This window comes from Lishizhenia sp., assembly GCF_057456495.1.
Genome location: NZ_JBVCPV010000071.1, coordinates 1 through 13182, shown reverse-complemented (window position 1 = coordinate 13182; position 13182 = coordinate 1). Strand labels below are relative to the sequence as shown.

The following is a 13182-nucleotide window of genomic DNA, read 5'->3' as shown; positions in this document are numbered from 1 at the left end:
CCCAAAATTGTTGGGGTGAACTTGGAAGCTAGAGCAGAAGACGCTCAACCTATTGTTTTTATTGAGGAGTGTCCGGAATGTGGAACAGAACTCAAAAGAACAGAGGGAGAAGCACAGCATTATTGTCCAAACGATTTAGGGTGTAGACCTCAAATCATAGGAAAGATAGATCACTTTATATCGCGCAAGGCGTTGAACATAGACGGACTCGGAACTGAAACCGTGAGTTTAATGGTGAATAAAGGTTTGATTTCAAATTATGCAGATCTTTATACTTTAACTTTCGACGACATAATAGCCTTGGATAGAATGGCAGATAAATCGGCCAATAATATGTTACAAGGTATAGAAGCAAGTAAGCAAGTTCCTTTTGAGAAGGTATTGTTTGGTTTAGGTATTCGTTTCGTAGGAGAAACTGTAGCGAAGAAAATAGCTCAATCATTATTGACCATTGATAAAATTCTAACGGCGACTTACGATGAGTTAATAGCCATAGATGAAATTGGAGATAAGATAGCGTTGAGCATTATAGCTTTTGCCCAAAACGAAGAAAACTTAGCCATTGTAGAGCGCTTAAAAACGGCAGGTTTGCAATTGGAAACAGAAGCCGAGGTAAAAGCTTCGAATAAGTTAGAAGGATTGAAGATTGTTATTTCTGGGGTTTTTGAAAAATTCTCTAGAAATGAATTGAAAGCCATGATAGAAGACAATGGTGGAAAGAATGTAGGTTCTATTTCTGCCAAAACTTCTTACTTGGTTGCAGGTGATAATATGGGGCCTGCCAAATTAGAAAAAGCCAACAAGTTGGGCGTAGAGATTATTAGTGAGTTGGACCTTGAAAAAATGATAACGGGTGAGTAAGCGCGAGATAGTTTTTTTAACGGAGTTTGAAAGTAAAGACATGACCAATCTCTTAAAAAGAGATATAGAAAAGTCTTTTTCGAATGAGCAATACAAGGTTCACGTTTTGGTGTGGTATAAAGGAAAGAAATTGCCGGAAGATTTAAGCAATACCTTAGATACACAATTCATTACAGCGGCATCTTTTTCCATGTTTGGAAAGTTAGATGAGAAAGCTTTGCCGGGAGAATGGGGGAGACGCCCTTTTGCTTTAGTGAGTTGTCAAACCAAAGCAAACAAGAAACTAGAAAAGATAATAGCTGCTTATCAAAGTGAATACAAATTGGTGCGTTCTGGAGTAAATTCTCAAGCATCCAATGTGGTAATAACAGATGAGGAGCAAGACATCAGTAAATATTTAGAAAAAAGTAATAAGTACATAAATAAGTTCAAATGAATAACATGTTCAAAGGAGCAGGTGTAGCGTTAATTACACCGTTCAATGCTGATCTTACGATAGATGAGCAAGGATTAAGAAAGTTAGTTCGTCTTCAAATTGAAGGAGGAACAGACTTTTTAGTGGTACAAGGTACTACAGGAGAAAACCCTGTATTATCACCAGAGGAGAAGGCACATGTTTTAGACATCGTTGCAGATGAAAACAATGGGGAGTTACCTATCGTATTTGGGGTAGGAGGAAACAATACCATGGCTATCGTAAACCAGTTGAAGAACATGAATCACGATGCTATTGACGGTGTTTTAAGTGTTTCTCCTTACTACAATAAACCAACACAAGAGGGAATTTACCAGCACTTCAAAGCGATTGCTGAAGCTACTGAATTACCGATTATCTTGTACAATGTACCGGGAAGAACTTCTTCTAACATGGCTGTAGATACAACTTTGCGTTTAGCACGTGAGTTTGATAACATCGTAGCAATTAAAGAAGCATGTGGAGATTTAGATCAAATCATGCAATTGATTCAAGGAGCGCCAGAAGGATTTGATGTAATCTCAGGAGATGACAATTTAACTTTTCCTATGCTTGTTTCAGGAGCACAAGGTGTAATTTCTGTATCTTGTAACGCTTTCCCAGAGGTGTTCTCTACAATGGTTAAAGCAGCCATGACAGATGACAACGAAACAGCTAGAGAAAACCACTACAAGTTGTTCAACATTACCAACATGATGTTTGCAGAAGGTAATCCAGCTGGAGTAAAAGTTTGTTTAGAGGAAAGAGGAGTTTGTGCTACGCACTTACGTCTTCCTTTGGTGAATGTATCTGCAGGTTTAGCAGCAGAATTAGTGAAAGAAACACAAGCAATTTTAAAGTCGTAACAGACATATGGTATTTACAGAAGATAAAATCAACCAACTCAACGAATTATTAAAGGAAGCCAAGCAGGTAGTAATTACGGCTCATAAATCACCCGATGGTGATTCTATTGGGAGTTCACTTGCTTTGTATCACTACTTAAAAGAAGTGTATAAAGGTGAATTACACATCTGTCACCCCGATGCTGCTCCTAAGTTTTTGCATTGGATGAATGGGACGGATGAAATTTTGTCTTTCGAAAATAACATTGATGAGGTGAAAGCACATTTGAGTGCTGCAGATTTAATTTTCTGTTTAGACTTTAATTCATTCGGAAGGGTGGGCAATGAAATGCAGCCCTTCCTTCTTTCTGCTCCGGGTAAAAAAGTGATGATAGATCACCACCTTAACCCCGAGGAGGAAGGATTCGAAATTGTATTTTCAGATACCTCTTCTTGTTCTACAGCTCAGTTGATATATGAATTAATTGAAGCCAATGCAGATCAGGATAAAATTACCAAAGCATGTGGTGAGGCCATTTATACGGGTATCATGACAGATACGGGTAGTTTTAGGTTCTCGAGTACAACTTCTAAAACACACCGCATTGTAGCAGATTTGTTAGAGCTTGGTATCGAGAACAACAAGATCCACGAAAACACTTTCGATAACAACTCGGTGAACCGTTTGCAATTGCACGGTTATGCCATCAGCAATAACTTGGAGATTTTGCCCGAATACAAAACGGCAATTATCTACTTAACCAAAGAAGATTTAGAGCGTTTCCATTATGAAAAAGGAGATACAGAAGGATTAGTAAATACTGTATTGTCTATTGAAGGAATTCGCAAATCTATCTTCTTGAAAGAATCGGATGGAATAATTAAGATTTCTTTCCGTTCTATAGGAGAAGATAATCCTGTAAACACTTTGGCCTCTACTTATTTCCATGGTGGCGGACACAAAAACGCAGCCGGTGGTAGGTATACCAAAGATTTAAAGGGAGCTATTGAAAAATTAAAAACCGTATTACCAGAATTTTGCTAAAATCATTCCGCATACTTCCGTTTTTAGCTGTATTTACAGCTTGTACTTCAACGCCAGAAGTTGAAGATACTCAACCTACGAGTTGGTCTACGGATCAATCCGTAGAGATGAACCAGCGTTTTGCCTTTGAACAAGAGGTGGAGATAAAGGTCTATTTGAAACGTCATCCAGAACTGGAGATGAAAAAAACGGAAACGGGACTGCAGTATGATATCTACAAAGATAGTGCTGGACCAACAATACAAGAAGATGAAGTAGCTCACGTTAAGTTCCTAATTCAGTTGTTGGATGAAGATACGGTCTATCAAAGTGAAGGAAATACAACGAGTAGCTTCAAAGTGGATAAAAGTGATGTAGAATTAGGTTTGCATCAAGGAATAAAAATGATGTCTGTAGGTGATAGAGCTAAATTTATTATGCCCAGTCATTTAGCGCACGGACTACTTGGAGATATGCAAGAAATTCCACCTTTGGAAGTGATTGTAGCAGATATAGAATTAACAGCGATTACATCTAAATAAAGATACCCAAAATGAAATTGAACAACACCTTCGTACCTTTCTTGGTATTCCCTATTGTTTTTGCTTGTACTATAGATGGAGTAAAAGAAGTTGAAAGTAATACGCCTTTTGAAACTTCAGACAGTACAAATGTTGAAGTAATAGATACGACAGAAGCAGAAAGTAATGCTAACGTCGATACATTGGCGATTGAGCTAAAAGATACTGTTAGTGAGTTGGTTTTGGACAATGGAATTAAAATCACTTGGTATAAAAAGGGTGAGGGTCCAAAGGTAGAGATGTATGATGTATTGCGCATAGATTACAAAAATGCCTTGGAAGATGGTAAAGTTTACGATGGTAATCATTTGATTCAAAAGACGAGTATAGCTTATCCTTATGGATGGAATATTCAAACTGAAGGATGGAAATTGGCCATGCAGTATTTGCATGTTGGTGATGAGGTAGATATCTTTTTACCTGCAAAATTAGCTAGAGGAGAGAAGGGGATTCCTGGATTAGTTCCGCCTAATGCAGATAATTACTTGCACTTAAATATCTTGGATAAAATCGCTCCTACAGCTAATGTGGACGGTATTAAGGTCTACACCATAGAAGAAAGTAAAGAAGCCAACGAAGCTGTTGTAAAGTCAAACAGTAAAATCAAAGTACATTACTTTGCTCATTCAGCATCGCAGCCGCGTTATGCAAATACTTATGCAGATGTGAAGCCTATCAATATAGATATGGCAAATACAACTGAGTTACCAGCTTTGGTTAAAGCCTTAGAAGGAAGAAAGAACCATGATAAGGTATATGTTCATATTCCTGCTGAAAAAGCTTATGGAGCTAAAGGATTAGAAGGAAAAGTAAAGCCGAACGAGGATATTATGTACGACCTAATAATATTAGACGTTAAGAATTAGGTTCAACCTTTTCAAAAGCAGATTCATATTCATTGAAACGAACAAAGATTTCTCGTACGTAGTTGTAGGTTTCTGAACCTCTTAAATAACCACTTCTTACTAATTCGTCTTTGTAATACTTCGGGTTATTCAGATTCAAGGCAATGATCTCTACATTGTCGTCCCACACATTAGGGTTTTTACCATACTTGGTTGCTAAACGCTGAGCATCTTGTATGTGTGCTAAACCTGCGTTATAAGTGGCAAGGGTGAATTTGATGCGTTGAATAGAATCTGTAATCATGTGCCAATCACCGTAGTTTTTGTAGAGCTTTTTCATACCACCTCTAATTTGCGTTTCTGGTGGTGAAGTGGGGTATACACCATAAGACGGACCAACACCTGGCATGAATTGCATGAGTCCGTAAGCACCTGCCCAAGATTTTTGTCCTGTTTTAAATTTAGACTCTTGGTAAACTAAAGCGGCCAATAAACGCCAGTCCCATTTGTAATCTGAAGCGATTTCCTTGAAAAGCTTATCGTATTTGGAAATTTTCCCTCCTCCTAGAGAAGAGAATTCATGCTGTGCTTTCGATGAGAATTGCGAAATATCTAAGTATTTATGTTTGATGTAAGCAAAGGTGCTTGTTTTCATAAAGTCTTTTAACCAGCGGTTAAATTCATGCAACAACACTTTACTCGATTTACGCATACCAAAGGCGATTTGTTGCTTAACACTAATGTTTAAGTCTATATCAATGTTAGGGTAGAAGCGACTATTAATCAGTGCTACATTTTGATCTGTTACGGTATAATCAATTAAACCATCAGCAACTTGTTCTATGAGTTGTTCTGGTAAAACATCTCCTTCAACCGCTTCGATGTAGATGGTATCTCCTAATTCATCTTGTAGATTTACGAGTCTATCATAGTAAGAAGAATTTTGCCAAACATGTATTTTTTTTCCAATCAATCCAAGAGGATCGGTTACAACATCTTCTTTCCAGGCTTTTTTACGGTTGCGTTCTCTCCAATCTTTGGGTTTGCGTTGCACAACAACTTGTGAAGAACGCATGTAAGCATCTGTAAAGTTGATGGATCTAGCTCTGTCTTTTGTTACGGTGTAATTACAGGCTATCATGTCACCTTCACCATTATTCAATAAATCAATGATGTTGTCGAGGTTGTGTACCATTTTGATTTCGAGTTGTACGCCCAAATGTTCGGCAAACTCTTTCAAAATCTCATACTCCAACCCCATCTTTTTACCTCTGTATATGAAGTAAGAAGCAGTAGAATTTTCGGCTAATACCACTAATTTATCTTGTTCCTTTATTTCTTTTAAGTCAACTTTTATGGTGTTGGCCATGTTTTTAGACACGGGTTTCACCTTCATTTTATTGGTGTTGACCTCACATGCTGTGAAGAATAAGGTGCTGATACTTAGTAGTACAGCTATGTATGTAGAGAAATTTCTGATAGTAGTAAACTTTCTATTTCAAATTGAAATTACGTAATTTTTGTGAACCCGGACAATAAAAATTATCCACAGCCTCTTGCATATAACTATTGAAGTGTGTTGTAATTAGGGTCTCATTCTCTATAAAAACCTCTTTCGCCTTGAACAAATCGTTCGGAAATGATATTCTTCTCGATAGCCCACGCGCTGCGCTATCAAGCCCTTCAATATTTTTATAATTGTACAACCAATCTCCTTTTTTCATGTAATCAAGCATGATTAAAAAAGAAGGGGAATATTCATAAACTAAATGATTCGTTTGCTGGTAAAAGGCATTTACAAAATCTTTAAAATCTTGAGGGTGGTACTTCTTCCAGTTTTTTGCCAGTAGATGATCAAAATATAAATCAACAGCGATACCGGCAATTTTCGGTAGAAGGGGGTAGAGATGATGGAAAAGTTCTTTTACTCCTGGATTGGTATCTATGAAATTGTCTATGGACCTGTGTAAGCGAACGCCTTCTTGTATTTTAGGTGGAAGTAGATGAAGTTTATTTCCTTTCACATAATCACCGTAAAGATTGGCTACCATCAGTTCTGTATCATTACCAGAAAAATAGAGATGTCCTAAAAAGTTCATCTCTTAAAGATAAACTAATTTGTGAATGATAAACATAAAAAAAGGGAGACCTCAGCCTCCCTTTTTTCTCCAAGAATGTTGGATTATTTAATGATATTCATTTCCTCGATCAAGTTTGTAGCCTCACCATATTTTTCAATTACGAATAATACGTAACGGATGTCACAAACAATAGTTCTTTGGATTTCTGGCTCGAAGTAGATGTCACCTGACATTGCTTCCCAGTTTCCGTCGAATGCAGTACCGATTAACTCACCGTCAGCGTTGATTACTGGAGAACCTGAGTTACCACCTGTAATATCGTTGTTCGTTAAGAAGTTTACCGTTAATGTACCGTCTTCGTTTCCATATTGACCAAAGTCTTTGTTTTCCCAAAGCGTTTTCAATTTCGCTGGAACTACAAATTCTGGGTTGTTTGGATCTTCTTTTTGCATTACTCCACCCAAAGTTGTTGTGTAGTGGTAAGTAACAGCATCTGCTGGAGAGTAAGGAAGAACGTTACCGTAAGTCAATCTCAACGTAGAGTTTGCATTCGGGTAGAATTTCTTCTCTGGCATCATTTCGCGAATACCTTTCACAAACAATCTGTTGGCTCTTTCTAATTTCTCCTCTGCCGTTTGGATGGCTTCAGTTCCTGTAGCTTCAGCGTAAGCAGCATTGATAGATTCAATCAATACGTATAATGGATCTTTCATTAATTTCTTCATAGAGAATTTATTCATGAAAGCATCGAAGTTTTCTTGGCTAGCAAATACTGACTTCTTCTTGATTTTAGCAACGTACTTAGAAATTGCATTCTTATCTCCTAACTTTTGAACCAATGCTGGTTGTTGTGCTGTAGGAACATCTTGGTTGTACATTTTCAATACTTCTTCCAAGATTTCGAATTCGATTTCCATGTTTGCATTGGTGTAGAATTCGTTCATCAACTGCGCTAAACGAGCTTTGTAAGACTCAACTGTTTCTGTTTGTCCAGCTTCGTGAGCTTTCTTCAAGAAAGTGTAACGGAATACGTTAAGGTTTAAGTCTACAGAGTAGATAAATTCTGATTGGTATACTTTGATGTTAACGATATCATTTGTTGTAGCGTAAGCATTTTTGATATCGCTCATAACACCTTTGTACAAGTCCTTGCTAGAAGTAAACGCATTGAATTGGTTTTCAATTGCTCTTTTCTTGTCGGCAACTTTATTGTTTTTCAACTGTTCAGTTTGACCGATAAAGTATTTCCAGTAGTTCGCAACTTGTGCATACTTAGAAGAGTATTTCAAACGAACTTCAGTGTCTTGGTCCATGTATTTTTTCATGATCTCCAACTTCTTCGCTCTCACATCAACTCTTTTTGGTTGCTCTAAGTTAACCGCTTGCTCAATTCCGTAAGAAGAAAGGTAACGATCTGTAGAACCAGGGAAACCTAAAATCATTGCGTAATCTCCTTCTTGAACTCCTTTAATAGAAACAGGAAGCGAGTGACGTGGAGTGAAAGCGATGTTTCCTTCATCGTATTTTGCGGGAGCGTTGTCTTTTCCTGCGTAAATACGGAACATAGAGAAATCACCTGTGTGACGTGGCCATACCCAGTTATCCGTATCGTAACCGAATTTACCAATCGCTTGTGGAGGTGTACCTACCAAACGAACGTCGTTGTATTTTTCTGTAACGAATAAGTAAAACTCATTTCCTTCGAAGAAATCTCTTACAAAAGCTTCGTAGTGTGTTCCTTCTGTAGCTTCTTTAACCAAGATATCAGTAACCTCTTTGATTTTAGCTTGTCTATCAGCCAAAGTCATAGATTCACTCAAGTTCTTATTTACTTCTTCAGAAACATCAGCAATACGAATAACGAAATTAGCGAATAAACCAGGTACTGGAATTTCTTGACTTTTCTCTTTTGCCCAGAATCCATCATCTAAATAGTTGTGTTCTGGTGTAGAAGCTCCAGCAATTGCGTCATAACCACAGTGGTGGTTTGTTAGCAATAAACCTTGGTCAGAAATAACCTCTGCTGTACAGAATCCACCAAAACTAACAATGGCATCTTTGATTGATGAATTGTTAATGCTGTAAATTTCTTCTTGCGTAAGGTTAAGTCCATGCTTTTTCATGTCCTCATAGTTTCTACCCAATAAAAATGGAAGCCACATACCTTCGTCGGCTTTGGCAACATTTAAACAGAATAAAAATGAAGCTAATGCAAATAGTTTTAATTTCATTATTGTTTTTTTTGATTTTCCACAAAAATAACAGGTTCTCGCAAATATGCGTTGTGTATTGTGATGAATAGTAGATGGATGGGTTTATTGGTTGAATGGGGAGGGAGTGTTCGCTATCGGGCAAAAAAAAAGCCCCGAATAACGGGGCTCTTCAACTTCTTATTTCTAATTAAGCTTCTTCAACTTCTGCTGTTTTACTTAATTTTTTCAATTGCATTAATGTAGAGAAAGTACTGTCGATATCATTTGAATTTACAACGATGGTAAACTCATTGGTTGTAGATACGATTTCAACAATGTTTATTCCTTCCCATGCTAAGTGTTTTAAGATGTAGTAGTAAATACCACTAATCTCTGTATTCACGGTAGGAAGTTTAACCGTTACACTGGCCAAATCTGGTGAGTGTGAAATTTCTTTCTCTGTACTAAATACCTTGCGAATATCCTGCGCCAAAGAAGAAGAGGTAATGATGGTAGTTTCACTAACCCCTCTACACACGGCGTAAAACGTATCGCGTTTATCGGCTAATATTTGCATTAATTCCATCTGACGCATCGTAAGCGTATCAGAGTTTTCAAAAGTGAAGTCCTCCAAATCACTTCGTACCAAGAAATCTCCTAAACTTCCCATAAAATTTCTAATCTTCAAGTCAATCTTGTGATAGAAACCTGGCGTCATACGTTTAATGGCCATAATTATGGCGCCTTCCTTAATTTCTTTCTTAAGGTTTTCTTCTATTTCAGGCTTTATTTTTCTTGCTAAAGCTGAAACGTTTATTAAATCTTCTGTCAATGCCTCTCTTAAAAATGGAGACCTATTGATTATTGTTTCTGTTATTTTTCCAATTGTCAGCATGCGGTTGTAAATAAATTCTAAAAACGTGAGCGAAATTAACATTTATTTCAAAAATAAACTCACATTTCGATTTCGTGTTAAATATACATATAATATTTTAACACAAACAAGTACTTTTTATTAAAATTTAGTACTCCATTAATTCATTTATAGCAGTCAATGCCCTTTCTTTGGGTAAGAAATTGATTTCCAAACCTGCATCAAACGGCACTGGAGTGTCCAAAGAAGCTACACGTCTAACGGGTGCGTCTAAGAACTTAAAACAGTTTTCAGTAATCAATGCACTAATTTCAGCACCAATTCCTCCAGTCATACAATCTTCGTGTAAGACCAAACATTTTCCTGTTTTCTTCACAGAAGCGTAAATAGCGTCTGTATCTAAAGGTGCTAGAGTTCTTAAATCAATAATCTCGGCATCAATTCCAGATTCAGCCACAATTTCTTTGGCCCAGTGCACACCTAAACCGTAAGTAATAATACTAAGGTCTTTACCTTCTTTAACGGTATTGGCTTTACCAATTTCTAGGGTGTAGTAATCGTCATGCACTTCTTCTTTAATACTTCTGTATAAGAATTTGTGCTCAAAGAACATTACAGGGTTTGGATCTTCTATCGCGGCAGCCAAGAGTCCTTTAGCCTCTGCGGGTGAAGATGGGTATAGTATTTTTAATCCTGGTGTGTGGAAGAACCATGCTTCATTACTTTGTGAATGGAAAGGTCCGGCAGCAACACCAGCTCCCGTAGGCATGCGTACAACTACATCCGCATTTTGTCCCCAACGCCAGTGAATTTTAGCCAAGTTGTTAACGATTTGGTTAAATCCACAGGTTACGAAATCAGCAAATTGCATTTCTACTACAGCCTTCATTCCTTGCATACTCAATCCTAGACCTGTTCCCACAATGGCAGATTCACAAAGAGGAGTATTTCTTACTCTTTCTTTTCCGAAAAGATCTACGAATCCTTCAGTGATTTTAAATACACCTCCGTATTCGGCAACATCTTGTCCCATGATAATTGTTTCTGGGAAACGCTGCATGGATTGTTTTAATCCATCAGAAATAGCATCAATCAAACGTTTTTCCGAAGTGCTTTCAGAAACCGGTGCAATAACTTGTTGCTTGTATGGAGCGAACAAATCTTCTATTTCCTTTTCAGTATTGGGAACAACTTTCTCCTCTGCTGAGGCGATGTCTAGTCCGTTTTGTATTTCTTTCTTGATGCTCTTTGTCAAATCCTTCACAAAAGCATCGTCTATAATTCCTTCTTCTTTTAAGTACAATTCAAAGTTGGCAACAGGATCTTTTATTTGCCATTCTTCTTGAATTCCTTCTGGATAGTATTTTGTTCCTGAAGCTTCTTCATGACCACGCATTCTGAAGGTCATACATTCCAGAAGAACAGGAGCAGGATTTTCTCTCATTTCTTTGGCTAATTCTCTAATTGTAGAGATTACTTCCAAAATGTTATTACCATCTATCTGTACGGCTTTCATTCCGTATCCAATTCCTTTATCTATAAACTGTTTACAGGCAAATTGTTCTGAACTAGGTGTTGATAATCCCCAGCAGTTGTTCTCAACTGTAAAGATTACCGGTAGCTTCCAAACGGCAGCTACGTTTAACGATTCGTGGAAATCACCCTCAGATGCTCCTCCGTCTCCAGTAAATACGATCGTTGCTTTTTTGTTTTCCTTCACTTTATTGGCTAAGGCTATACCATCGGCAATACCTAATTGCGGACCTAAGTGAGAAATCATTCCGGCAATTTTATAGTCTTTGGCTCCAAAGTGGAAAGATCTATCTCTTCCTTTAGTGAAGCCCGACATTTTTCCTTGAAATTGAGCAAAAAGTCTGTTCAAAGGAATTCCACGTGTTGTGAATATCCCTAAATTTCTGTGCATAGGTAAGATGAATTCATCTTCATCCATTGCTAAAGCCGCTCCTACTGAAATAGCTTCTTGTCCCCATCCAGAGAACCATTTAGAAATTTTACCCTGACGAAGTAAGATGAGCATCTTTTCTTCAATCAAACGCGGTTTTAAAATCGCTGTATATATGTCCTTTAATTCCTGATCAGAAAACGCAGTTCTATCGTAGGTTATAGATCTTTTTTCAAGGATATCCATGTTAAATATTTTACTTTTAAGACAAAAATAGATTTATTATTCACAATGTTCTCAAGCTGAAGCCAGCTTTTACAAACTATTTTTTAGCCACCTCATTATCAATGTCTTTTCCTAAGAAGTGAACCACTAAATAGAGGATGACAATACCCAATGGCATAGTGATGAAAGAGGAGATGCCCAAGGCTCCAGGTATAATACCGAAGAATAAAGCAACTCCACCTACAGTTAATGCATACGGCATTTGACTTTTGACGTGATTAATATGATTACAAGAACTTGCCAAACTACTCAGTATAGTAGTATCGGAAATGGGAGAACAGTGATCTCCTAAAACAGAACCAGCCAAAACACTTGCAATGGTGTTGTACATAATAAGGGTTGCGTCGTAATCTAAAACATCACTGGCAACAGTAAATGATAATGGAATTACAAGTGGATACATTAAGGCCATAGTACTCCAAGAAGAACCTGTTGAAAAGGCAATGATGGCCGACAATACAAAGGTTAAACTTGGGATGATCCAAACATGTTTAAATTCTCCAGCAAAGAAACTTTTCAGGTAATCGGCGGTGTGTAATTCTTCTGTAACGTTGGCTAAAGACCAAGCAAGAACCAAAATAACAATGGCAGGCAACATCGTTTTAATTCCAGTCATAACAGATTCCATGGTGTCTTTCAAATCCATTATTCCTTGACTTACCGTTAAGAGAATAGCCAAGGTTAATCCACTTAAACTCGACCAAAGTAGAGCAGCATAAGAGTCTGCGTTTCCAATGACTAATCCTAGTTTTCTGAAAAAACCATCTGCACTAACGTCTAATAAGTTTAAGTTCGCCCAAACGCTTCCATTGATACTTGCACCAGTATCTAAAATTTGTTGTTCGCAACTTGTAAGTCCCGTATATACAAGGCCAATTATTGTACCGAACACTACGGTTAGTATAGGAAGTAGAGCGTTGAACGCTTTTGGTTTCACGCCTTGTTTGGTTTCAAATTCTTTTAAATCTAGGGTTGATTCGTCGTTATCAGCTCCGTAGTCTACACCTTCCTTCAAAGCTTTGCGTTCAAAACGAAGCATAGGCCCGAAGTCCTTTTGTTTGTACAACATAAAGAACATAAAGAAAAGCGTGAAAATAGGGTAGAAGGAGTAGGCGAGAGAATTGATGAAAATTCCGTAAGCACCTTCTGTAATTTCTCCACCTGCAGCTGTAATTTTATTTACTCCATCTGAAATATATGTCAGCTCGGCACCTATCCATGTTGTGATGAAAGCAAT

At 37.5% G+C, this 13182-nt stretch carries 12 protein-coding genes; 6 read left to right on the top strand and 6 right to left on the bottom strand.

The window, feature by feature from the left end; translation table 11 throughout:
- The 6 genes from AC22ZQ_RS06885 to AC22ZQ_RS06860 form a co-directional block, all read left to right on the top strand.
- Positions 1 to 861 (top strand): helix-hairpin-helix domain-containing protein (locus tag AC22ZQ_RS06885; RefSeq protein WP_318958047.1); only part of this gene is annotated, 861 nt, incomplete at its 5' end.
- Positions 854 to 1297, top strand: coding sequence for a DUF6913 domain-containing protein (locus AC22ZQ_RS06880; RefSeq protein WP_413468677.1), 444 nt, complete (start codon positions 854 to 856; stop codon positions 1295 to 1297). The genes AC22ZQ_RS06885 and AC22ZQ_RS06880, both read left to right, overlap by 8 nt.
- Entirely contained in the window at positions 1294 to 2181 is an 888-nt protein-coding gene (dapA, locus tag AC22ZQ_RS06875) for a 4-hydroxy-tetrahydrodipicolinate synthase (protein ID WP_318958045.1), read from the top strand. Before AC22ZQ_RS06880 ends, dapA begins: the two co-directional genes overlap by 4 nt.
- 7 nt (positions 2182 to 2188) lie before the next feature.
- Positions 2189 to 3205 carry a DHH family phosphoesterase gene (locus tag AC22ZQ_RS06870; RefSeq protein ID WP_318958044.1) on the top strand — a complete coding sequence of 339 codons (1017 nt, stop codon included), beginning with the start codon at positions 2189 to 2191 and terminating at the stop codon, positions 3203 to 3205.
- Positions 3199 to 3726: an FKBP-type peptidyl-prolyl cis-trans isomerase gene (locus AC22ZQ_RS06865; RefSeq protein ID WP_318958043.1), complete on the top strand. Its 528-nt coding sequence runs from the start codon at positions 3199 to 3201 to the stop codon at positions 3724 to 3726. The genes AC22ZQ_RS06870 and AC22ZQ_RS06865 overlap by 7 nt, the downstream gene beginning before the upstream one ends.
- Positions 3727 to 3737: 11 nt before the next feature.
- The gene (locus AC22ZQ_RS06860) at positions 3738 to 4631 is read left to right on the top strand and encodes an FKBP-type peptidyl-prolyl cis-trans isomerase (RefSeq protein ID WP_318958042.1); all 894 of its coding nucleotides are present in this window, start codon (positions 3738 to 3740) and stop codon (positions 4629 to 4631) included.
- Here the strand turns inward: AC22ZQ_RS06860 and AC22ZQ_RS06855 are convergent.
- From AC22ZQ_RS06855 to AC22ZQ_RS06830, 6 genes are all read right to left on the bottom strand, one after another.
- A complete protein-coding gene (locus AC22ZQ_RS06855; RefSeq protein ID WP_318958041.1) occupies positions 4621 to 6006 on the bottom strand; it encodes an MltF family protein in 1386 nt (461 codons plus the stop codon). The two genes, AC22ZQ_RS06860 and AC22ZQ_RS06855, sit on opposite strands and share 11 nt — an antisense overlap.
- Before the next feature lie 97 nt (positions 6007 to 6103).
- Entirely contained in the window at positions 6104 to 6709 is a 606-nt protein-coding gene (locus AC22ZQ_RS06850) for an acyl carrier protein phosphodiesterase (RefSeq protein WP_318958040.1), read from the bottom strand.
- Between the two features lie 83 nt (positions 6710 to 6792).
- A complete protein-coding gene (locus tag AC22ZQ_RS06845; RefSeq protein ID WP_318958039.1) occupies positions 6793 to 8922 on the bottom strand; it encodes a S46 family peptidase in 2130 nt (709 codons plus the stop codon).
- A gap of 169 nt (positions 8923 to 9091) precedes the next feature.
- Positions 9092 to 9778, bottom strand: a complete 687-nt coding sequence (locus AC22ZQ_RS06840; RefSeq protein WP_318958038.1) for an aspartate kinase — start codon at positions 9776 to 9778, stop codon at positions 9092 to 9094.
- A gap of 127 nt (positions 9779 to 9905) precedes the next feature.
- The gene (locus AC22ZQ_RS06835) at positions 9906 to 11906 is read right to left on the bottom strand and encodes an alpha-ketoacid dehydrogenase subunit alpha/beta (protein WP_318958037.1); all 2001 of its coding nucleotides are present in this window, start codon (positions 11904 to 11906) and stop codon (positions 9906 to 9908) included.
- A 76-nt stretch (positions 11907 to 11982) separates the two neighbouring features.
- Positions 11983 to 13182, bottom strand: a 1200-nt coding sequence (locus AC22ZQ_RS06830; protein WP_318958036.1) for a Na+/H+ antiporter NhaC family protein, incomplete at its 5' end; no start/stop codon positions are given.